This window comes from Sphingobacterium zeae (assembly GCF_030818895.1).
GTDB lineage: Bacteria > Bacteroidota > Bacteroidia > Sphingobacteriales > Sphingobacteriaceae > Sphingobacterium > Sphingobacterium zeae.
Window position 1 is genome coordinate 5582228 of sequence record NZ_JAUTBA010000001.1, and the last position, 22592, is coordinate 5604819.

Below are 22592 nucleotides of genomic sequence, written 5' to 3' on the forward strand. Positions count from 1 at the left end.
TCGGTTGCTTATTTAATTCTTAAAACGTTTAACGATCCACGGTTCAATACGATCACTTAAGAAATAAGCAAGTGCTAACATCAGCATTACAACAGCTGAAAGGAGCACGTATTTATTGATATACGGATAGAGCTGATTAAAAATGATAAACCCTATATGCTGATGGATTAAATACAGGGGATAGGTCAACATGCCTATTTTAACAAACCTAGACGAATTAATAAACTGAAGCTTTTTAAAGGAAACAAGTAACATAAGTAAGTAAAACACAGCAATGGCAGTCCCAATGATATAAGGAGAAAAATCACTATGAAAAGTACGCTCCAGCCAGTGAATCCGACCAATAGCGCCGTCGATCGAAATGTAAAAGCACCAAAGTAAGGTGATCACATGCTTGACTTTTACGCCATGCAAAAAAATTTGGCAACATATAATTCCTGCAATAAAATAGGCACTCCAATCGAGTAAAAAAAACTCGTGAAGCCCATCATACATTTCGGACGGCCCGAAAAAAAATCGTAAACTTGACAATAATAGCCAAAAATAAACCAGGTAATCTAATCCTACTCTTTTAAATTGATTTAGAATCAGGAATAAGACTATGACTAGGTAAAATTTCAACTCGACATAGAGTGACCAATAGGCACCATCTACATCGCCTTGTCCCCATAATTTCTGCGTCATCGTCACATTGGCCAGTAGCTGACTAAATGTTACATAATAACGCGGTGCGCCAAAAAAATAGGTAATCACAAAGGTCAGCAGCAAGCAAATCCAATACATTGGGTACAAGCGTTTAAATCGAGAATAGCAGAATTTACGCAACGATAGATGCTTGATCGAGAAAGCGATCACAAAACCGCTGATGATAAAAAATAGATCGACGCCTAGATAACCATATTTGACATAGTCACCAATACCATCAAAACGTAAAAGAGACATATTTCCAGCAGCAGCCCCGCGATACATATAATGATAAAACATTACTGCTGATGCTGCAATAAATCGAAACAGATCGATTTGATAAATTCTTTTGGACTCCAACATTTGGCTGCAAATATACACGGTTTCTCCCATCTACTCAACTTTATAACATCATCATGTGACTTCTGCTCATTGCATTTAGCGCAGTCGCTGATTAACTTTACTAGAGTTTAATCCAATAAAATAGAGGAAATTATGAAAAAGAACCTATTTATACCGCTCATTGCATTTGTAGCCATATGTTTTGGGAATCAGGCCAAAGCCCAAGTGACAGCAACCTCCCAACCTGTTACCGTAAATATCAACTTGACAGATGCCATTTCAATCACTTTAGGTGCAACTCCAACAGTTAACTTTACGTATACAACTGCGGCTGATTATACTGCTTCAAAAACTGTTGAGAAAGCGGGTCATTTTACGGTCGTGAGCAATAAACCGTATAACCTCACTGTTGCGGCAACAGCCGCATTTACGCCTGCAGGGGGCCCCGCTTTGGATATTGTAACAGTGAATGTACCTTCCGCTTCGGCCAATGGGGGTACTCCAGAAGCTAATGTACCATTAAGTACAACCCCGGCCGCTTTAGTCAACGGCTCGACGGCCACCACGGGAGCAAGTTATACTGTGGATTATACTATAACAGATCCCTCATCGCTTTTAAATCTTGGTGCATCGGCCTATAGTACAACAGTCACTTATACCGCGACACAACTTTAACTGGGAAAATAGTTTTATCCGTGAAATATTATTTTACACTATTCGTCATTTGTATCTGTAATACCCTGATCTATGGACAGGGTATTTCAATTTCTCCATCCCGCATTTTTTTTACTGGCGATCCAGGGCAGACAGTTTCTCAGACCATTACATTTAGCAACACCTCGAACACGGAACTCTATTTTGTCGCTAATCTTAAAGATTGGGATCGCGATTCGGTTGGGGTAAAAAAATATTATTCTGAAGGGCAAAAACCGCAATCAAATGCGGCTTGGCTTACGCTATCGGAAAACACGGTACGTTTGGTTGCAGGAGAGACCAAATCGGTAAATCTTTCCATGACTATCCCCAAAAACCCCGCCTCCCGGCAGCTAACCAACACGATGCTTTTCTTTACACAGGTGAAGGAACAGAAAGCTGCGCTCCAAAATGGTCTTCATATGAATGTACTAATCGAAGTAGGCATCCAAATTTACCATACCCCTTCAGGATTAAACCCCGGGGATCTGGAATTTGTTGCTTTCGAGGACAGGCATGTAACTCCCAATAAGACAGGTCTGCCGGTTCGCCGGATGGACATACACGTTAAAAACACAGGACAGATTAATAAAGATGCCTATGTGCGGTTTGAGCTAACCAATACAGAGACAGGCGAAGAAATACCCGTTAAAACTGTCGCTATTGCGATGCTCCCCCACTCAGATCAATGGGTGCAAATTGATCTTCCAGAGAAACTTGTTGCGGGAAATTATCTTGCCGTTGCAATATTAGATGCCGGTAACCAATATGATTTGAAAATTGCAGAAAAAGAAATTACATATTAAGTGGAATTTTGTGGTATATTTCCTAGGCTTATTTAGCCTATATGGACATATTACTTACGGACAGACGACATCTATCACGCTGCCTCAAGCCAATATACAAGCTAGAACTGACTATAATACAGCTATCAACGCAGGTACATATACCAGTGTAATTACCTTACTTCCTTCTTTTTCAGTAAAATCCAATACCGCTATTTTTAACAGCACCACGAGTGGAAGTTTTCCAGTGGGTGCAGTGCATATGAAACTTTCGAGTATTGGTAGCCTTGTATTACTTGGCTTAACCGGAAACAATGAAGTTGCCTTATCACCCGGCGGCGGTTTACTCTATACGGCCGTGGCAAGTGTTGCTTCCGGTGCAATCGCCGCCAATGCACGCATTGCTACGGCAGGGCAGACTTGGACTGCAGGGGTATTCAATGATGCTGTCAGCTTTTACACGCAAGGCCTATTGGCGGGGTCAATCTCTCCTTCCAGCTTCACGCTCTCCATCAACATACCCGGGTTTATCAGTCCTCCGGATAACATAGGAACAACAACTATCGTGGTAAACAATCTTAATTTTTATCGTTCTTCTAATGGAATCACTGCCAGTCAAATTATACTGGTATCAAGTACCGTACCTTATATTCCTAGTGTCAGGACTGGTAGCGCCCAATTTAGCTTTAACACAACCTTTCCCTACAACGCCTCGCCTGTTCCACCCGTCTCAACAGTGAGCGCCGCACTCAGCGGAGTCGGAACAGCAACAGCAACCAATTTGTCAACCAGCGATCAGGCGCTTACAAGCGCTGCCGGAATAGCTGTCCCTACCAATAACAGCAGCTCAATCACACACACGTACACCATTAGCAACACATCCCTAAAAAATAACTTTAAACAAGCCGGAACCTATACAGTTCCTCTCACCTACACTTGGAACAAATTATCCTCAGCCTATCCTACAGCTCCATTGCAGGCTCAGGCTTCTGGCACCTTGAATATTGTGGTCAGCGACCTCGGAGAAATAATCGCAAATCAGCAATCCGTTAATCTTCCTTTTAATACGACCAGTAATTATATTAACGGTGTCAGTACGAATATGGCTACCCACTTAAAACTTAGCAAGACCACACCCTACAACTTGTATGTACGCGCCACTTCTTCTAGTTTCACCTCGGGGGTCAATAGCATCCCGTTAAGTGTATTGCGTATCGGTCCAATGACTGGGCAAACTGGAGTAAATACAGTTACGCTATCTACAACGGCCCAACAGCTTATCCAAAATGCCGATCCTATCATCGATCGAACACTCAATATGCAGTACAGCATCCCCGCATCGCAGACCAGCAATCTCCTGGGCAAACCGGCAGGCACATATACCGCGAACATCGTCTACAGCTTTGTCGCTCCCTAAAATCTTTTAACACCGACTTTGCGTCTCTGATCCCGGTAGCGCAAGGATGGTAGCTCAATCAATCCTTCAGCTTTTATTTCTACTTCGCAATTCGAATTTTCAATGACAAAAGGCATTCCTTCTGTTTCGACCGTCAGCCTGTAAAAACCGATAGGCAGATAAAAAACATATTCTCCTGCTTCGTTGGTCAAGGTATTATATTTCTTGCCCTGTCTATCATTCGCCGTAATTCTGATACCGCTCAAATCAGGCTTAGACTCTAAGTATTTACTGGCAACTAATAGTATGTTGCCCTTTACAGATTTTGTTCTGACCAGCGGGATGTCCATCGACTGGTTTTTAGTCAGTATAATGGTCGATGGTCCCTGAAAAATCCAGCCTTGATGGTTTTCTGTACGAATGGAAAAAGAGCCTGCATCCATGTCAACAAACTTGACTCGCCCCTTTTCATCTGTTATGGCAACTTCCTTTCCGACGCGAATCAGCATAGATTCTACGGCTGGTTCGTCATCCTCCCGAATACCATTGTTATTTCTATCATCAAAACAGGTCAGCTGCAAACGATACCCGCTAACATGCCCCCTATGACCAAAACTTTTTTCTATTCCTATTCTAATTTGTCTATTATTAAATGAATACCGATCTAGTGGCTGCTGCACAGGAGAAGTTACTGGATCGGTCATAAAAAGCTGTTTACCTTTTATAAAGGTATAAAAGATATCTGCAGTGAGGTTCCAGTTATTCTTCATCCGCCAACGGACGTTCCCATTTAAGGAAAAATTATTACTTCTCGAAAAGCCGTAGTAACTATACATCGCTGCAAGCTGAATTTTTAAATTATGTGCAAATGCGTCAAAGTGTGTGTTCGGTCCTAGTGAATACATACTATAGTTAGCATTCGCATAAGTAGCGAAAAGATCACTCAAATAATAGGGGTTGATTTGCATAAACGTGTTAATCCCGAAAAGCGCATGATCATAATTACCCGATATACGCAATGAATGAAAAGGAGCAATAGGCTGTTCAGCTGTATTTTTATAAGTATAACCATAATCTGCATGCAGCGAGAATCGATGGTTGGTGGTAAAAAAATTAAGATCTGCAACAGTTCTCAACGAACTGGACTTCCAGTTGGACGCATAAGTTCCCAATTCCAACCAACTGTGGTAATCTGCAAATTGATTCATCCAATAAGGTCTTAAATCAACCTTTATTCGCCCAAGTGCTGTACGATATCCAAGCTCATAAATTTCAATTCGACTGCTGCTGCTAAACAAGTAATTTCTATCTCCAGCTTGGTAACTGGGCTTATTATCCATAAAACTCATCCTGACAGAGATACTCTTCGTTTCCTCAAGCGGAATGAGGACACGTGAGTCCGACTGCAAGAGCCCCCTTCTGAGGCCTACATAATAGGGAGAACTGTAGTAGTTATTACTGGAAACCTGTAAGCGGTCGAATATTCCAGTATAATTTATGCCGGCGGCCAAACCTATCTTCTGTCCTTCAGCAGCCAGCTGTTCGATACTAATACCACCTTCCCAGATGAGGTTTTGTTTTTCGTTCCAGTCTTTATAGCCTTTTCCACTAAACAGGTGGCTCCGGACAGTTCGGTAATTATCTTTGCTGTGTAAATAGGCTAAGCTACTTTCTTGATTTTTTTCTGATTTAAAAGCATACTTAATTCCTAAAACTCCACCCTGGGGGGAAAAAGTATTCATCTCATTCCAAAGGAAATAATTGCTTTGAACTGCATATGCACTAATCGAACGCGACTTATCAAATTTATAGCTTGCTTTCACTCCACGACCGTTAACATATTGATCTAGATTTTCGTAAATATTACCAGCTTTCACCCCCCACTTTTCCGTCTGATAATTCAAATAACTATCATATATATTGAATGCGCGTTGGTTTTTAAAATAGTCCATGTTTATACGATAGCTCAAGGATTTCTCACTACCTAGCCCTAGATTTCCATATCCCTGAAGCTGATAAAGGGCTATATTCTGATCCATATTAAGATAGCGTATGGCGAACATGTTATTGTAAGGCTGATTCTGGAGGCTCATCGCTGAGCCGAACCGCGTTACGTTTCCTACGGTCAAGATGTGTATACTGCAGGTCGCAAGCTGCTTGCCCCCTGCTTCGAGCGCTGTTATTGTTAAGTTAACATCTGTGGCGATCTTTTTTGTCCGCATACGCGCTGTAAATGTCAATGACGACTGTTCTCCAGCAGGTAATGTCATAGGCAAAATTTCACCCACGACCTCAATTTCGGAAGGCAAGTTAACAAACTGCAGCTGAAAAGTAAGCGGTATTAAACCCGTATTGACGATGCGCACCATAAACTGTGTCAGTCCAGTTGACTGATCAATAAAATACTCTGGTTGTTCAGGCTGAATCAATAGTGGTGCCTGAAGATCCAGTTTTGTAAAAAAAACTCGGCCTGGTTGTATATTTAATGATGTGTCCTCCGAATTCAGCATGATACTAAATTCTTGCCTTGCTTCGGAGATCGTCTGCCTATCACTTATGTATTTTAAGGGAAAGGTTTTAGTTTCATGGGGTTTCAGCAGTATAAATGGCGGCAATTTTATCAATCCCTGCAAAGCTTTCGTATCATTAGCCTCCGGATAGAGTTCAATGGCTCTATCCATGAAGTTGACAATCGTTAACTTATTGGAAAAGGTTTTGGATCCCGAGATAGAGAGGGAGTCATATTCGAAATGGTAGGCAACATCGTATCGTTGCTGACTTTTAGCTACGGATAAGAAAAAAGCCGAGCAGCAGAAAAGAAACGCAAAAATCAAATGGCTTCTAATTGGCATCGCATATCATTCAAGTAACCATAAAAATGAGGCTAAAATTATTGAGATCGAAATTTAGGCAGTCACATGTTCATGTAATGAATTATCAAGCATTCAATTGCGCAATCAATTCACCTTTGCTATTAATCTGGAACTTTCTATAGATTCGTTTGATATAAATACGGACAGTGTCCAATGATATGGCATATTTTTGGGCAATCATTTTATAACTGAGGCCTTCAAGAATACCATTTGCGATTTGTAATTCCCGCGCAGTAAGTAAATTTTCCGATTGTTTGGCACTAAAAGCCTGCTCAATTAAAGCCCGGTTGACAAAAGGGCTAATAAAAGAACCGTTTCCCAGAGTCATTGCTATTGCATTTTTTAAGGATTGAAGACATGTCTTCTTTAACATATAACCCACGGCTCCCTGTCTAAAGCAACTACGCACCTTCTTAATATCACAATTATTGGTCAACACCAGTATTTCTGCACTTGGAAATACACTTTTCGCACGTTCAACAATTAAACTATCCGGATGATCAATATCGACAATCATCACATCCGGCACTTGATCGCATACTGTAGATGCAAGTGTCTCCTGATCGAAAAGCACCTCTATTGGTATAGCTGATTCAGACTTACTTTTTTCCGAGATGATCTTTTTTGTTTCTGCCCGTTCTTTCTTATCTATGTCAATTATCCCAACTGTAATCATAATATTTTACAATTTATTAAACTGAAAATTATAGGATCTCTTTTAAAATATCATAATCTAACTCCAAAAACAATTGACAAACATATAAACAATTGCAACCTTTAATTATTTCTAAAGAAAAACTGCATCTATAATAAAATTTGAAGAAGAATTTAATTTTGATATTTAGATATAAATATAATAATAATTTATGTTTTAAGCAAAAATAAAAAGACAAAACAAGCAATAACAATATAATATTTATTTTCTAAGAACTCATATTTCACTGTAAGAAAAACACCAATATTTAGTCTTCCAAGGGTTTTAAAAACCGTGAATCAGAGGCTGTATTTTTAAGAATCTTATTTATATTTGACAAAAAAAATCCAATGAACCACATTTATATCTTTCTGTTTATTAATTTTTTAACCATAATACCGAATTGTATCTATGCACAAAGCATTGGATTGGAAAAAGTAAACAAACAGCTTGAAACAGTGAGTGGTGATTCTGCACGCATATTAGTCTATTACAAAGTTGCATCAGAAATTTATAAGAGTGCTCCTCAAGACGCGCAGGAAATTGTATCCAAGGGACTAGATCTGGCGGAGGCAAAGAAATTTGAGGCTTTGGCAATTGACCTGCTCAACCTTCAAGGGGTTATTTACCTGAAATTAAACAATTTTGACGAAAGTATTAAAACCCACTTTAGGGTGCTTAAAAGACGAGAAGAGCGAAATGACAAAAAGGGCATGATGCTTTCTTTCTTGAACATTGGCAATGTTTTCAATAAGAGTTATGATCCAGAACAAGCCTTAAAATATTACCAACGCGCTCTGGATCTGGCCAAAGAAATTCATGATACTCGAAACCGCGCAAACATATCGACCAATATAGGCAACATTTATGCGCAGAAAGCACTCAATGGTGAGCAAAAGAAAGATGTATCCAATGCAATTGATTATTTAGTTAAAACAGTTGAATTCTGTAAATCGAATGCGCCTGAGGTTGACCTGTTCAATACCTACATTTTATTGAGCTACCTTTATCTAAAAGCAGACAAACTCGAATGGAGCACATACTATACTGATCTTGCCATCGACATTACTTCAAAGAAAAAAGATCCCGTAGGTGAAAGTTATGCCAGGATCAATCGTGCGAACATTTACGTTAAGGAAAAACGCTTTGATTTGGCTACAAAAGAAGTTACCCTCATTAAAAACATCATTGCTAAAAGTGGGCTTAGCAATTTAACTGAAGAACTTCAAGGTGATTTTGATAAAATAGCGAAGGCTGTTAAAGAACAAGATGAACATCTAGTTCTCAGCGATCAAGATAGTTCGGATCGAAAGTTCCATGAAGATGCTGAAATCTTACGCGTAAGAATTAGGGAAGAACTTCGGGAGAAATATGAAAGCGAAAAGAAAGAGCTCGAAAATAAAAATCTAATATTGGAAAACGCTTCCATCGAACGTGAAGCATATTGGGTAAAATTAATGTGGCTAGTCACCTTTTTTGTTCTATTAATCTTTTTGGTGTTGGTTCTGCTATTGGTCAAAAAGAACCGGTTATTACGGAAAGAAAAACAAAAGGTCGATGATCAAGCTGCTGAGATCAGGCATCAACATGAAGAACTGGTGCAGGCAGACCGATTTCGATCCACAATATTTTCCGTCGTATCGCATGATCTTCGAAGTCCTTTATCAACTTTTCAAGCACTACTTTCTGTATCAAAAATTGTCGATCTTCCAGCTCACGAAATCAAAAACATGTTAATTACTATTGGTAATCAAGTCAATACAGCATCCAAAATGCTCGACAGTTTACTCGTTTGGTCTTCACAGCAGATGGCGAACGAAAAGCTTGACATGCAGGAAATCGTACCGTTTCAAATTGTAAAAGAATGTGAGGAGTTATTCATCGATCGAATTAATCTAAAAAATTTATTTATAGATGTCCGTATTTCTCCGCAGTTGACCATTCTTAGTGATCTTAAACGATTTGAATTTATCATTCGAAATATTTTCAACAACGCAATCAAATTTAGCTTTAGTGGCAAATCCATTATTTTTAATCAGCGTGAAACTGATAGTGAAATTCTTATATCAATTACAGATCAGGGCGTAGGAATGGACGAGCGAAAAATTACCGCACTTAAAAGTATGCAGAAACAACAAACTAGTTTAGAAGGGACATTTGAAGAAAAGGGTGCTGGTATCGGTTTAATGCTGTGCCATGAGTTTGCAAACCGAATGGGCTATTCGATTACAGTGGAAAGCAGCGAAGGTTTTGGAAGTACATTTACCCTTCATATCCCTAAACATCATTCTGCTGCATAGCAGAATGCTGTTTAGGGATAATTAAGAGCCTTTAATGATTCTTTTCAAATACTCTCCATAACCCGACTTACAGAGTGGCGCAGAAATTTTCAACAGCTGCTGCTTATCAATGTAGCCCATTCTGTAAGCAACTTCTTCTATTGCTCCTATTTTCATCCCTTGCCGCTCCTCTATTACTTGCACAAACTGCCCTGCCTGCATGAGAGACTGGATCGTTCCGGTATCCAACCAAGCTGTACCACGATCAAAAATTCCGACCTTCAATTTACCGCGGCGGAGATACTCTTTATTGATATCTGTTATCTCCAGTTCTCCGCGGGGGGAAGGTGCTATATTTTTTGCGATGCTAACCACTTCGTTATCATAAAAATAAATTCCCGGAACAGCATAATTTGATTTCGGTAATTGCGGCTTCTCTTCAATAGAAATCACATTATTTGTTTCATCAAATTCGACGACTCCATACCGTTCCGGATCCTGCACCGGATAGGCGAAGACCACCCCGCCATCAGGATCTGAAGAAGACTGCAATAGCTTTGAAAGTCCAGAACTGTAAAATATATTATCTCCTAAAATCAGGGCTACTTTATCACCACCAATAAATTCTTCTCCCAGCAAAAATGCCTGCGCAAGCCCGTCTGGACTAGGTTGCTCTTTATATTCAAAACGGCACCCCAATTGTGAACCATCACCTAATAACTTTTCAAAATTAGGCAGATCCTGTGGAGTGGATATAATCAAAATTTCACGTATTCCGGCCAGCATCAAGGTAGACAACGGATAATATATCATAGGTTTATCATATACGGGCATCAATTGTTTACTTACAGCAAGTGTCAGTGGATGCAATCGCGTGCCTGAACCGCCAGCCAATATAATTCCTTTCATTTTAATGTTATTTAGGGAAAAAGACTTTACGATACCAACGTCGACAAAGCCTCTTGTTATTGTCAATCTATTTATCTTTAAATTCTTCAGTAAGCATGTTGCCCAAACTTATTCTCCAATCTGGAACTTGTATTCCAAACGTACTTCTTATTTTTGATTTATCAAGCAAGGAATACATCGGCCTACGAGCAGGGGTCGGATACGCACTAGTTGGAATTGATCTGACTTCACAGTCGAACGAACAAAAATCACGTATTGTGCTACAGCAAAGTCATACCACGAAATTTCGCCGTCATTACTATAATGATAAATCCCGCCCCTCCATTTGGAGGAATCCAATATTTTAACTATTGCCAAAGCTAGATCCTTCGCGTAGGTAGGGCTTCCAATTTGATCGTTAATTACCCCCACTTCATTACGCTCATCCAATAAACGACACATGGTTTTTACAAAGTTTTTACCGTACGAGGAATACACCCATGAAGTCCGTATAATGATTGCTTCAGGATGCCATTTCTGAATGGCTCTTTCCCCAGCAAGCTTAGTTTGTCCATATACGTTGATGGGATTAGTGGTCGCATGCTCAGTCAAAGGAGAAGCAGAAGATCCATCGAAAACGTAATCTGTTGAAATAGCTATAAGTTTGGCGTTATGGACATGGCAGTATTGAGCAATCTCTTCACAAGCCAAATGATTGACCAAATTTGCCGTAACCTGATCCGTCTCAGCTTTATCCACCGCTGTATACGCTCCTGCATGAATAATCAAATCGGGTTGATACATGCTCAGAATTTGCTGTATAATCTCAATTTGATCCAATGGTAATTGCTTTCGATCTAAGAAATAACACTCATGTGCTGTATTACACAGCAAAAGATCTTTTAGTTCTGAACCAAGTTGACCTGAAGCTCCTGTTATAACAATTCGCATATCATCTAAATTAATTTCAGGCGCAATTTCTCAAAAGATTGTGCTTCTTGGTCCTTCTGTGAGAGAATCATTTCTTCATGAGGTATTTTCCAGTCGACAGCCAATTCAAAATCTAAAGGATTTACTCCATCTTCCGATTCTTTGTGATAGTTATTATCACATTTATAGAAAAAAACTGCATGTTCTGATAATACGGAGAAGCCATGTAAGAAACCTCTCGGAACAAATAGCTGTTTTCTATTTTCAGCTGAAAGCTCTACAGCAATATGTTGTCCGAAGGTGCTTGATCCCGGACGAACATCGACAGCTACATCCAGTACTTTTCCCTCGACGACTCGAACCAACTTAGCCTGAGCATAATCGCCGGCCTGTAAATGTAGCCCCCTCACAACACCAAACTGTGATTTGGATTGATTGTCTTGCACAAAATGAGGTTTATAACCAAGTATTGCATCCAGCTTTGTTTCATTAAATGACTCAAAAAAATAACCTCTTTCGTCTTCGTAAACTGTCGGTTCAAGTATAAAACATCCTTTCAGCTTTGTCTCCGTATACGTCATGCTTATGCGTCTTTGTATTGATTGTCGTAATATTTTTTATAATCGCCCGATGTCACATGCTCCAGCCATTCCTGATTAGACAAGAACCAATCTATCGTCCGCGACAAACCTTCTTCAAAAGTAACTGAAGGATACCATCCCAATTCTTTATTGATCTTGGTTGCATCAATTGCATAACGCAAATCGTGTCCGGGACGATCTTTAACAAAAGTAATTAATTGCATAGAGGAGCCTTCTTCACGTCCCAACTTCTCGTCCATTTGTTTACATAACTCTTTGATCAGATCTATATTTTGCCACTCATTAAATCCACCTACATTATAAGAGTCACCATTTTTACCCTCATGAAAAACGAGATCTATAGCTTTTGCGTGATCAATCACATATAACCAATCGCGGGTATATTTTCCATCACCATAAACCGGGAGAGGCTTATTATTTAAAATATTATGAATGCAAAGTGGAATCAATTTCTCAGGAAAATGATTAGGTCCATAATTGTTTGAACAGTTTGTTAAAACAATAGGTAAACCGTAGGTATCATGATAAGCCCGTACAAAATGATCCGAACTTGCCTTCGAAGCGGAATATGGTGAATGGGGATCATATTTTGTTTCTTCCGTAAAAAATCCCGTATCGCCGAGCGCACCAAAGACCTCATCGGTAGATACGTGATGAAAACGCTTTCCTTCAAAATTATCCTTCCAAATTGCATTGGCTGCATTCAATAAATTGACAGTTCCAATCACGTTGGTCATCACGAAAGCCGTAGGATCAACAATCGAACGGTCAACATGAGACTCCGCTGCCAGATGGATAACACCATCTGGCTGATATTTTTGAAAAATCTCCAAAATAAGCTGCTGATCCGTGATATCTGCTTTAACAAAAATATAATTTGGTAAGTGCTCGATATCTTTTAAATTCTCTAGATTACCGGCATAGGTCAACGCATCCAGATTGATAATTTTATATTCTGCATACTTCAGCACAAACTCACGTACAACATGTGAACCTATAAATCCGGCCCCTCCGGTAATTAAAACTGTTTTATTCATATAATGACTCTCGATAGTTTAGACCATTCGGCTACAAGTGATAATTTCGCTAAATAGTTCGTTAAAATTAAGATGATTTTTATGAATTGACAAGTTTTAATCCATAAGTAAACCGAATATACCGAAAAAGCTCTCTTATTGAGAGCTTTTTCGGTATCGTATCAGTAAAGTAATGTCGGACTGACTTAAAATAAAATTTACAACACATTCTTTACCAAAGAATATACGGGTACCTCTATGGGTTTACCATGAACTAATTCAATTTCTTTCTTCTCTACGACCGTGTCCAACACTTCATATTCCGAATTCTGAGATTTAAACTCTGGCACGACTTCCTTCATCGCAGCGACAAGCCCCATAAAATCAGGCAGTAGTGTGTCGGCATCCAAAATCTGTTGACAGATGGCATTAATACGATCCGCTTTAAGTGAAAGTTCATCATGATTTACTTTCGCAATCATGATTTTTGGATGATGTGTTTTCACAGTATTTTCATTGTTTGCCAAAAGTTCTTCATAAATCTTTTCTCCTGGGCGCAATCCAACAATTTTGATATCAATATCCTCCGGGTAACGGTACCCTTTTAGTTTAATCATCCGTTTGGCTAAATCGATTATTTTAACAGACTTGCCCATATCGAACACAAAAATCTCACCTCCTTTCCCCATCACACCCGCTTCTTGAACAAGTTGACAAGCTTCAGGAATAGTCATAAAAAAACGGGTGATGTCCGGATGAGTTAACGTCAACGGACCGCCATCAGCCATCTGCTTTTCAAATAGCGGTATAACCGAGCCATTTGACCCGAGTACATTGCCAAACCGAGTGATAATAAAGCTCGTGTCAGATTTTCCGCTGCAACTACTTACATAAATCTCAGCCATACGTTTGGTGGCTCCCATAACATTGGTAGGGTTTACAGCTTTATCTGTAGATACCATGACCATCTTTTTTGTCCCATATCGCATACAGAGATCCGCAACGATTTTACTTCCTAATACATTAGTCTGGATGGACTCGTAAGGATTAGCTTCCATCAACGGAACATGCTTATAAGCCGCTGCATGGAACACCAAATCAGGTTTATATTCGTCAAATATCCGTTGCATAAATGCAAAATTCCGCACATCCCCAACGACACAATGCAAATGCTCAGCAAAACTAGCCTTAATAGATTGCTGTACATCATAGATTGCTGACTCTGCCTGATCAAGAAGGATCAATTTCTTATAATGCCTTCTTGCAATCTGCCGAGCTAATTCCGAACCAATAGATCCAGCGGCACCTGTTACTAAGATAACTTTACCACGCATTTCGTCTTCAATTTCTGGGTGATCTAACTTAATCGGTTTACGCCCCAATAAATCTTCTATCTTTAAAGGCCGAATTTCACGTTTGGCACCAGAGTTAAGTAATATCCGGGCCGGTGGCATTATTTTCAGTTCAAGCCCAAGATTTTGAAACCAATCTGAGACATATTCAAGCCGCTCAGGATCGTTATTTTCAACCGCAATGATTACCTGAGTAATATGACATTTCTCGACATATTCTTTCGTAATTTCGGTGATATCTTTAATTTTTAAACCTGCCAAGCGCTTCCCTATCCGTGATATTTTATCTTCAACAAAAGCGACCACCTGATACTTCGTCCGCTGGTCTTCCTTTAGTAAAGAAAACGATACTAGCCCTGGTCTCGAAGCACCAAATATCAATACATTCTCCCCTTTCCTGCCCGGCAAAAAAAGATATTCATAGATAGTCCGATAGATTACACGCGCCCCGACCATAATGACCAGCAAAATTGTAGCCTGCATAGTCAATACGCCATACGACAATCTAAGATAATCTCCTGCCAAAGTTCCTTTATCAAAGATAGTTTTGATAATAAACGTGAAAACCATTAGTAGAATATAGGCGGATCCAACCGTTTTAAATATTTTAATAGTGTCTCGAATGCCCGTTTGTCGAACAATTCCTCGAAAGGTATCATAACATAAGAACATCAACAGGTAAATTGGCAATATAACGACAACTTTTTTTAACATCAATTCGATATCAAATACTCCCTTGAAGTTGTTGACCACATAATTAGAAAACACATAGCTTGCAAACACAAACCACATGTCGATCATTAAAATGACCCATCTTGGATTGTCCTTTCTCAGGCGCCTTCTTAAATCTCCTAGAGAACCCATCATAGCTTTTTCTCTTATTTTATTAAATGTTACTGACCGTGTCTGCGACAAACGGACACTATCTGATATGGCTTTGTTATAATATTTTATAAAGGAAATGCAAGATAGTTAAATTTTCGCACTCAAATTACTCCTACGATAAAATATCATTAAAAAGAACCCTATCGATCGATTTATCATCGTGGACTAAGCAACTATTATACCGAAACTGTTACATTCAAAAAATAATGGCATGAATAGAGTATAATTAATAGCACAGCGCATCATATTTAACATATGTAGACTGATAAAAAATAATTCTCTAATGTCATTTGCCGGAGGTTTAAAGCATATCATTCGGCCTTATGCATATCGATATAATTATTGGCATATTGTTTGTAATAGGTACCGCGTAGTCATGGAAAGGAATTTGTAAATTACCCTTCACTTTATATAGCTTGAAACACCAGTCCTTTTACTACACTATTTGCACAACAATAATAAGATTTGCATCATGGGATTTTTTAGTAATTTGTTTGGGAAAAAGACATCATCAATCCGCTCTTTAGCGCAGTTGGAATTTTTAGAAGTAGACATGCATAACCACCTGTTACCAGGTATTGATGATGGAAGTAACTCTGTGCAACAATCCTTACATTATATTGAGGAACTGCAGCGCTTAGGCCTTAAAAAGTTTATCTGTACTCCACATATCATGGCCGGCGTACATCAGAACACCAAATTTAGTATTGAACATGCGAAAGATTCACTGGTAGCGGGATTAAAGAAATCCGGCAATGATGTGGATATATTTGGCGCGGCTGAACATATGATTGATGAAAATCTTTCTTTATTGATCCGTGAAAATGAACTATGCGTAATGCCAGGCGGTTATGTATTGATTGAAATGTCTTATTTATCCGAATCGAAAGCTTTGTTTCATACCATATTGAATATACAAAAATTAGGTTACAAACCTATTCTAGCTCATCCTGAACGTTATAATTATTACCATAGCAATTTTAACATTTATAAGCAGATCAAAGATGCAGGCTGCTTACTCCAGTTAAATCTACTTTCCTTAAGCCGATACTATGGGGTTGATGTCAAAGCTATCGCGATGACCTTATTGAAATCCGGTATGTATGATTTTGTCGGAACCGACCTTCATCACCAACGCCATCTTGACGCTTTAAAAAACATAGTTGAGAAATACCCGATTCGTGAGATGTTAAGAACTTCACCCATCTTAAATGAATCACTCCTTGATCATATCGATCAGCATAAAGGTCAAGTGATCGCTGTATAAACGGGAAATACAATCACTATAAATTTTTTATAAACATGTTTTAAAATAGTCTATTGTCCTCGACAATCCCTCTTCAAGTTGAATCTTGGGATTCCAGTCCAGGCAATTTTTGGCTACTTCAATATCAGGCTTCCTTTGTTGTGGATCGTCTTGAGGTAATGGTAAAAACTTAATCTGCGATTTTGAGCCAGTCTGTAAGATCACCTGTTCCGCTAATTGGAATATAGTAAATTCATTGGGGTTACCGATATTTACCGGTCCGATAAAAGAGGGTTCTGCAGCCATCATTCTTATCATTCCTTCTACCAAGTCATCTACGTACTGGAAACTTCGGGTCTGACTGCCTTCTCCATAAATGGTAATATCTTTATTTTGTAAGGCTTGCATAATAAAATTAGATACTACTCTCCCGTCCTGTGGATGCATACGTGGACCATAGGTATTAAAAATTCGAACGATCTTTATCGCAATATGGTGTTGCCGATGATAATCCATAAACAATGTTTCGGCACATCGCTTTCCTTCGTCATAGCAGGAACGGATGCCAATAGGATTCACATTTCCCCAATAGCTCTCAGGCTGTGGATGGATGTGTGGGTCGCCATAAATTTCACTTGTAGAGGCCTGTAAAATACGCGCATTTACCCGTTTTGCAAGTCCAAGCATATTGATTGCCCCCATAACGGATGTTTTAATCGTTTTTATCGGATTATACTGATAGTGAACTGGACTGGCGGGACAGGCAAGATTATATATTTCGTCCACCTCAGCTAAAAAAGGTTCTGTCACGTCATGCCGCACAAGCTCGAAATAGGGGTTTTGCAATAGGTGAACGATGTTAGATTTATCCCCAGTAAAGAAGTTATCCATACAGATGACCTCGTTCCCGTCCTTAAGCAAACGTTCGCACAGATGTGAACCTATAAATCCAGCTCCTCCCGATACTAATACTCTTTTTTTTAGGTTATACATAAATTAGTAATTTATACTGTGAATTTTTAATGGTTAGAAGGGTTATCCAGCAATGGAACACGAAAGCCGAAACGTGAGCCGATATGTTCTTCCGATTCGAAAAAGAAGGCCCCACCGTTTTGTTGGATAAAATGGTAAACAACCCACAGTCCCAAACCCTTACCTTTTTCCCGCATTGGCGTAATCTTACCCTCTTCCATAATTTGGTCTTGTAACTGACGCTGTGCATCCAAGCTCATTCCCACTCCTGTATCGATAAATTCTACAACAGCATCATCTTTATCGCGATATAAATTGAGCCTGATCAGGGAATTTTCGTGGCTAAACTTCACCGCATTGATCAAAAGATTCCTCAACATACTTTTCATAATGTCTACATCAAAAAAGATCTGCAAACTAGACTCTAAAGTTAATTGTATGTCGATATTTTTCAACTTGGCTGTCGGTTGTAGCGTCTCAACTACACCTTTAACCATTTCATCAAACTCAATTTCCTGGGGCATGTAACTTAGTACACCCAAGCTATTTTTAGTCCATTTGAGCAAATTGTCCAAAACGCTAAAAAGTTGCTCAGCGATATCATTCCCAGTATTGACCATATCGGCATACCCAGTATTACTGCTTTCGGGGCTCATGGTCAAAATATTTAAGATCATTTTTAATGAAGATATTGGACTTCGGAGATCATGTGCCAGAATAGCATACATTCTATCCCGGTTTAATATTGCTTCCTGAAGCTGTGCTGTCTGTTTGGCAATCGTATTGCCCGATTCAATAAGCTTGATCTGATGTTTGATACGTTGAAGTAATTCCTTTTTGTTAAAAGGCTTCGAAACGTAGTCAACACCACCACTATCAAATCCACGCACAACATCATCAGCAGACTTTAAGTTCGTAATAAACAATACCGGAATATGTTTATACTGTTCCATGGATTTCAACTCCGCTGTCAGATCAAATCCATTTTTTTCGCCCATGACAACATCCATTAAAATAAGGTCAATCCGATTATTACCTAAATTTTCGAATGCTCCTTTAGCACCTGAAGCAGAGAATACGGTGAAATGTTCGCGCTCTAAGATTTCTTTTAATACAAAAAGATTTAACTCAGAATCCTCTACGATGAGAATATTATACGTTGAAAAATCAATTTCCATAGATCATTATAACTTAATTAGATATTATATAGAAGGATCCAATCATTCTTTACCATTCATAAACCAATATTACGTTATTAATTGCTGCAATAATTTGTGTAGCAAAAATATTATATAATATCAATTTATCTTTAAATCAACTAATACAGGAAGATGGTCACTATAGTCAACATTGCCTGTACTATAATTTATAGCCCGGAATTCATTGCCGGAAAAGAAAACAAAATCAATCCGGAAGAGCTTCATTAAATAGGCATAGGTATAGCCATATCCATTACCCGCTTCGCAAAACGCATCCTTTAGATTTCCTTTAATTTTATGATAACTATATGAGTTAGGACTGTTATTGAAGTCTCCACAAATAAGTGTAGGAAAAGGTGATTTATCGATTATATTTCTTAAACAATCTGCCTGGGCACCTCTCAACCTGAAATTTCCCGACATTGTTTTAATTGCACTCCACCATTTAACCACTACATTTTCGGCAGCCAATAGATTTCCTTTCACCTGGTTCCAATTTGTCGTTTGCAAATGGCAAGTTCCAATTCGGATCTTTTCACCTTTAAAGGAAAGATCGACGAAAATCGCACAATTCGGACGTTCCTCAAATGATACAGTCTGAACTGAGTCCAAAGGAAACTTGCTTAAGATAGCAAGCTGATTATTTCCTGAATTGCTTTCTGTCATTATTAAATATGGAAACTGGCCAAATACCTCCTTCAATTCCGACACCGAACAGTCGGCCGGCACCTCTTGTAAACATAACGTATTTACTTGCTGTGATTCAATATAGGAAGCAATCTGTTCCATGGAAGATAAATTATAAATCATTTTGAATTCACGGACATTATACGACGCTAAGCGTATGTCTGCCGTTTCATTCTGTTCAGTCGAGTTTACTTGAATTATCTTTGCGAAATAATGAAAGTTAGCCAATATTGCTATTAACGGACAAATACTATACCAACTGCGCCTGTAAAGGCCAATAATAAGGAAAAGCAAATTACTAAAGACAAGCGCTGGCAATAACACACCAAGCCATTGAAAGAAAACAGCACTCTGTGGCGAGATAAACAATGCTAAAAAGGAAAATGAGGTAAGCAGCGCCACGATAACAATTACAATTCTAACGAACGCGCCGGATATACTAAACGGTCTAAATTCAAACTCTTGCGCCATAAAATATTATTTAAACCTGTTCAATTAGGGGAAATCTTATGCTAAAAGTTGCTCCCTCTCCAAGCTCCGACTCGACACTTAATTGCCCATTCATCTGCTCAACGATACCCTTACAAATCGCCAAACCTAACCCTGTACCCTTATCCAATGAGTTAATCTTATAAAACCTATTGAAGATCAATGCATGATTTTCCTTGGCTATGCCTATACCATTATCCTTTACATAAAACACTATATGATCATCGTTTAGAGTGTAACCAACATGCACAGCACCTTCTGGCGGTGTAAATTTTAAGCTGTTATTAATAAGATTGACCAGAACCTGAATGACCCGACCACGATCCAGTCTCGCCACAACCTCCCTTTCTGGAATGTCAAAAATTATCGCTGGCTGCTCATCATTGGGCAGGAAACTCATTGATAATTCATTTAATATTCCCTTAAGAGACACATCCGAATTCTTTAGCCTAACGCTACCTGCATCCATTTGTGACATTTCAAGCACGTCGGTTATCAACCGCAGCAACTGGCTACTATTGGCGTTGAGGAGCTCACCATATTCCTTTCGCAATTCAGGATCTGGCGTATCTGCAATAATACTTCCAAAACCCATAATGGCACTAAGCGGAGTACGGATTTCATGATTCATATTGGAGATAAAGGCAGACTTTAATCGTTCGGATTCCTCTGCTGCTTCCTTTGAGCGCAATAGTTGCTCTTCATAACGTAGCTGATCAGAGATATCGCGCTTGATGGTCCAGACAATATCCTCACCATTGCCATTTTTGATCATCAGCGAACTGCATTCAGAACCGATAATATCCAATTCTGGATATAGCGTATCACAGCGGTATTGATAATAACCCGAAGCTGAAATGATTTTTTGTACCGATAAATCCCAAGCTTCTTGTGTGGTGAACTCACGCAGACATTCAAAGATTTTTAAGTCCGTAATATCTTCGTCTTCATTCAGACCGTTTTGCTGCCGGCATGCTTTATTTGCGAAAGCCATATTTCCATTTGTATGACATGCAAAAATACTATACGGCGCATTGTCAACCACTGCAAGCACCATTTCAAGCTCATTTCTGTTCTTAATAAAATCACTGACATTTTGCGAAAAACCTTCAATTATATATACATTGTTTTGAAGACGCTTGTCATATTTTGTCGCCCGCACATAGGTTATGGGGGCACCAGCTTGCATTATCCGGTATTCGAATGTACTATACTCAATGGAATCATTATGTAGAAAAGCCTCCATTCCCTTTCTGTCATCTGGATGGACAGAAGTGAGTAGCTCCGTCAAAGTGATCTTCTCAGGTGCTTCCAGATTCCTTTTCCGTAAATTAGAATAACCATTGTGTGTTAATTCCTGATGCTGCAGATCATAGACCCAATGCCCAATCATGGCGACCTTTCCGACCTCAAGCTGTGCGGTAAGGGCCGATTTAAGACGGTACTTCATATTACTCCTTTGAGTAATATCCCGATACTGGCAAATTAAATGTTCGTCATCAAATTTGTGAATCAGAAATTTGAAATAATACATCTGCTCATCTGTTGGAAGATCGTAATTTAGATTGGAGGTTTCCCCTGTTTGACGACAAAACGCAAATTCCTGTTCAATGAGCCTCGATGTCGGTTGAGGCAAAAGGGACAGAATATTCTTGCCAATTACATCGACGTCGGGGTTTAAAATTGGATTGTTTGTTTTCATTATTGCATCCACGCAAATGTTATCACGGTTGATTAACAATAACGTATCGCAAGTTATATTCAGTATCTTCTCCAAGAACTTTAAATCATGTAATATTTTCTTCTCCATAACATTCATAGGCTTATTTTCTTTGAGATTTCTCCCACCCACCAACAAAGCGCCTGCTAAATAAATAGTAAATTCCACGCATCACATTAATGTTCATAAACATAAAGTAGTACGGGATATAAAATAACTTCGAACTATTGGGATTATTTCGCCGCGCATATCCCAAAGCCGCACAAAGATAGCAGAGACACTGAAGCGCAAAAATGACGTAAAACACATTGAAAGATGATGAACTGCGATATCCAAGAATGGCCGACAGGGGAAAGAGAGCAAAAAGGGCAAAAGGTGTGACAGACCACCGCAGCACACGATGTGAAACATATTGAAAACTTAGCTTCCCAAATTTAAACACATTTAATAACGGAACTAACCTTCCTATAGACTGCCATCCACCTGCAGCAATACGTCTTTTCCGCTTCCCTTCTTCTTCCATGTTCAGCGACCCGTACTCGACAGCATAGGCATTCGATGTATAGGCAATCCGATGGCCTTTTTGTGCAATACGCATCGATAGCATAAAATCATCCAACAAGGTATCTTCTTCCATCGAAGCGAACAATGCTGTACGCACCGCAAATAGTTCTCCCGCAGCTCCTACAGCAGAATAAAATTCAAAGTCTAGCCTTTTTAGCAGCGATTCATATTTCCAATATGCCCCCTCGCCTTTTGAAGAAACAGTATCATCACTGCTAAAAGCCACTCTTTTCTCGCCAGAGACACAACCGATTGTTGGATTACTAAATTGGTCGGCAATAATTTTTAACGCCTCT

At 39.2% G+C, this 22592-nt stretch carries 19 protein-coding genes; 5 read left to right on the forward strand and 14 right to left on the reverse strand.

Going from position 1 to position 22592, the window contains the following annotated elements; all coding sequences use genetic code 11:
• Window positions 1-12: 12 nt before the first annotated feature.
• Window positions 13-1047: an acyltransferase family protein gene (locus tag QE382_RS23420; RefSeq protein ID WP_307187984.1), complete on the reverse strand. Its 1035-nt coding sequence runs from the start codon at window positions 1045-1047 to the stop codon at window positions 13-15.
• A 132-nt stretch (window positions 1048-1179) separates the two neighbouring features.
• Between QE382_RS23420 and QE382_RS23425 the strand changes: the two genes are divergently transcribed.
• Genes QE382_RS23425 through QE382_RS23435 form a run of 3 tightly spaced genes read left to right on the forward strand, consistent with a single transcriptional unit; the run spans window position 1180 to window position 3921 of the window.
• Entirely contained in the window at window positions 1180-1701 is a 522-nt protein-coding gene (locus QE382_RS23425) for a hypothetical protein (RefSeq protein ID WP_307187985.1), read from the forward strand.
• A gap of 20 nt (window positions 1702-1721) precedes the next feature.
• The gene (locus tag QE382_RS23430; protein ID WP_307187986.1) at window positions 1722-2525 is read left to right on the forward strand and encodes a fimbrial biogenesis chaperone; all 804 of its coding nucleotides are present in this window, start codon (window positions 1722-1724) and stop codon (window positions 2523-2525) included.
• Between the two features lie 10 nt (window positions 2526-2535).
• The gene (locus QE382_RS23435) at window positions 2536-3921 is read left to right on the forward strand and encodes a hypothetical protein (RefSeq protein WP_307187987.1); all 1386 of its coding nucleotides are present in this window, start codon (window positions 2536-2538) and stop codon (window positions 3919-3921) included.
• Here QE382_RS23435 and QE382_RS23440 read toward each other — a convergent pair.
• Window positions 3918-6752, reverse strand: a complete 2835-nt coding sequence (locus QE382_RS23440; RefSeq protein ID WP_307187988.1) for a hypothetical protein — start codon at window positions 6750-6752, stop codon at window positions 3918-3920. The genes QE382_RS23435 and QE382_RS23440 overlap by 4 nt on opposite strands.
• Before the next feature lie 85 nt (window positions 6753-6837).
• Window positions 6838-7449, reverse strand: coding sequence for a LuxR C-terminal-related transcriptional regulator (locus QE382_RS23445; protein ID WP_307187989.1), 612 nt, complete (start codon window positions 7447-7449; stop codon window positions 6838-6840).
• A gap of 368 nt (window positions 7450-7817) precedes the next feature.
• Here QE382_RS23445 and QE382_RS23450 point away from each other — a divergent pair, with 368 nt between their 5' ends.
• Complete coding sequence (locus tag QE382_RS23450; protein WP_307187990.1) at window positions 7818-9767, forward strand: tetratricopeptide repeat-containing sensor histidine kinase; 1950 nt, start codon at window positions 7818-7820, stop codon at window positions 9765-9767.
• Window positions 9768-9788: 21 nt separating this feature from the next.
• On the opposite strand, the gene rfbA is transcribed toward QE382_RS23450, so the two are convergent.
• From rfbA to QE382_RS23480, 6 genes are all read right to left on the reverse strand, one after another.
• Complete coding sequence (rfbA, locus tag QE382_RS23455; protein WP_307187991.1) at window positions 9789-10655, reverse strand: glucose-1-phosphate thymidylyltransferase RfbA; 867 nt, start codon at window positions 10653-10655, stop codon at window positions 9789-9791.
• A 67-nt stretch (window positions 10656-10722) separates the two neighbouring features.
• Complete coding sequence (locus tag QE382_RS23460; RefSeq protein WP_307188055.1) at window positions 10723-10872, reverse strand: sugar nucleotide-binding protein; 150 nt, start codon at window positions 10870-10872, stop codon at window positions 10723-10725.
• Complete coding sequence (rfbD, locus tag QE382_RS23465) at window positions 10803-11585, reverse strand: dTDP-4-dehydrorhamnose reductase (RefSeq protein ID WP_307187992.1); 783 nt, start codon at window positions 11583-11585, stop codon at window positions 10803-10805. Before rfbD ends, QE382_RS23460 begins: the two co-directional genes overlap by 70 nt.
• A 5-nt stretch (window positions 11586-11590) precedes the next feature.
• Window positions 11591-12145, reverse strand: coding sequence for a dTDP-4-dehydrorhamnose 3,5-epimerase (gene rfbC / locus QE382_RS23470; RefSeq protein WP_307187993.1), 555 nt, complete (start codon window positions 12143-12145; stop codon window positions 11591-11593).
• Window positions 12146-12147: 2 nt separating this feature from the next.
• Window positions 12148-13203 (reverse strand): dTDP-glucose 4,6-dehydratase, encoded by a 1056-nt coding sequence (gene rfbB / locus QE382_RS23475; protein ID WP_307187994.1) that lies wholly within the window; start codon window positions 13201-13203, stop codon window positions 12148-12150.
• A 197-nt stretch (window positions 13204-13400) separates the two neighbouring features.
• Entirely contained in the window at window positions 13401-15401 is a 2001-nt protein-coding gene (locus tag QE382_RS23480) for a polysaccharide biosynthesis protein (protein WP_307187995.1), read from the reverse strand.
• 490 nt (window positions 15402-15891) lie between these two features.
• On the opposite strand from QE382_RS23480, the gene QE382_RS23485 reads away from it, so the two are divergent.
• A complete protein-coding gene (locus QE382_RS23485) occupies window positions 15892-16686 on the forward strand; it encodes a tyrosine-protein phosphatase (protein ID WP_307187996.1) in 795 nt (264 codons plus the stop codon).
• A gap of 27 nt (window positions 16687-16713) precedes the next feature.
• Here the strand turns inward: QE382_RS23485 and QE382_RS23490 are convergent, their stop codons facing one another.
• From QE382_RS23490 to QE382_RS23510, 5 genes are all read right to left on the reverse strand, one after another.
• A complete protein-coding gene (locus QE382_RS23490; protein ID WP_293956018.1) occupies window positions 16714-17658 on the reverse strand; it encodes a UDP-glucuronic acid decarboxylase family protein in 945 nt (314 codons plus the stop codon).
• Between the two features lie 26 nt (window positions 17659-17684).
• Entirely contained in the window at window positions 17685-18815 is a 1131-nt protein-coding gene (locus QE382_RS23495; protein WP_307187997.1) for a hybrid sensor histidine kinase/response regulator, read from the reverse strand.
• A gap of 120 nt (window positions 18816-18935) precedes the next feature.
• Complete coding sequence (locus QE382_RS23500; protein WP_307187998.1) at window positions 18936-19994, reverse strand: endonuclease/exonuclease/phosphatase family protein; 1059 nt, start codon at window positions 19992-19994, stop codon at window positions 18936-18938.
• 10 nt (window positions 19995-20004) lie between these two features.
• Complete coding sequence (locus QE382_RS23505) at window positions 20005-21822, reverse strand: PAS domain-containing sensor histidine kinase (protein WP_307187999.1); 1818 nt, start codon at window positions 21820-21822, stop codon at window positions 20005-20007.
• A gap of 13 nt (window positions 21823-21835) precedes the next feature.
• Window positions 21836-22592: glycosyltransferase family 2 protein (locus QE382_RS23510; RefSeq protein WP_307188000.1), on the reverse strand; the 757-nt coding region annotated here is incomplete at its 5' end.

Bases quoted from the DNA above. Each gene is read 5' to 3' on its own strand.
- QE382_RS23420 (WP_307187984.1), bottom strand. From the start codon at position 1,047: ATGTTGGAGTCCAAAAGAATTTATCAAATCGATCTGTTTCGATTTATT.
- QE382_RS23425 (WP_307187985.1), top strand. From the start codon at position 1,180: ATGAAAAAGAACCTATTTATACCGCTCATTGCATTTGTAGCCATATGT.
- QE382_RS23440 (WP_307187988.1), bottom strand. From the start codon at position 6,752: ATGCCAATTAGAAGCCATTTGATTTTTGCGTTTCTTTTCTGCTGCTCG.
- QE382_RS23445 (WP_307187989.1), bottom strand. From the start codon at position 7,449: ATGATTACAGTTGGGATAATTGACATAGATAAGAAAGAACGGGCAGAA.
- QE382_RS23450 (WP_307187990.1), top strand. From the start codon at position 7,818: ATGAACCACATTTATATCTTTCTGTTTATTAATTTTTTAACCATAATA.
- rfbA (WP_307187991.1), bottom strand. From the start codon at position 10,655: ATGAAAGGAATTATATTGGCTGGCGGTTCAGGCACGCGATTGCATCCA.
- rfbD (WP_307187992.1), bottom strand. From the start codon at position 11,585: ATGCGAATTGTTATAACAGGAGCTTCAGGTCAACTTGGTTCAGAACTA.
- rfbC (WP_307187993.1), bottom strand. From the start codon at position 12,145: ATGACGTATACGGAGACAAAGCTGAAAGGATGTTTTATACTTGAACCG.
- rfbB (WP_307187994.1), bottom strand. From the start codon at position 13,203: ATGAATAAAACAGTTTTAATTACCGGAGGGGCCGGATTTATAGGTTCA.
- QE382_RS23480 (WP_307187995.1), bottom strand. From the start codon at position 15,401: ATGATGGGTTCTCTAGGAGATTTAAGAAGGCGCCTGAGAAAGGACAAT.
- QE382_RS23485 (WP_307187996.1), top strand. From the start codon at position 15,892: ATGGGATTTTTTAGTAATTTGTTTGGGAAAAAGACATCATCAATCCGC.
- QE382_RS23490 (WP_293956018.1), bottom strand. From the start codon at position 17,658: ATGTATAACCTAAAAAAAAGAGTATTAGTATCGGGAGGAGCTGGATTT.
- QE382_RS23495 (WP_307187997.1), bottom strand. From the start codon at position 18,815: ATGGAAATTGATTTTTCAACGTATAATATTCTCATCGTAGAGGATTCT.
- QE382_RS23500 (WP_307187998.1), bottom strand. From the start codon at position 19,994: ATGGCGCAAGAGTTTGAATTTAGACCGTTTAGTATATCCGGCGCGTTC.
- QE382_RS23505 (WP_307187999.1), bottom strand. From the start codon at position 21,822: ATGGAGAAGAAAATATTACATGATTTAAAGTTCTTGGAGAAGATACTG.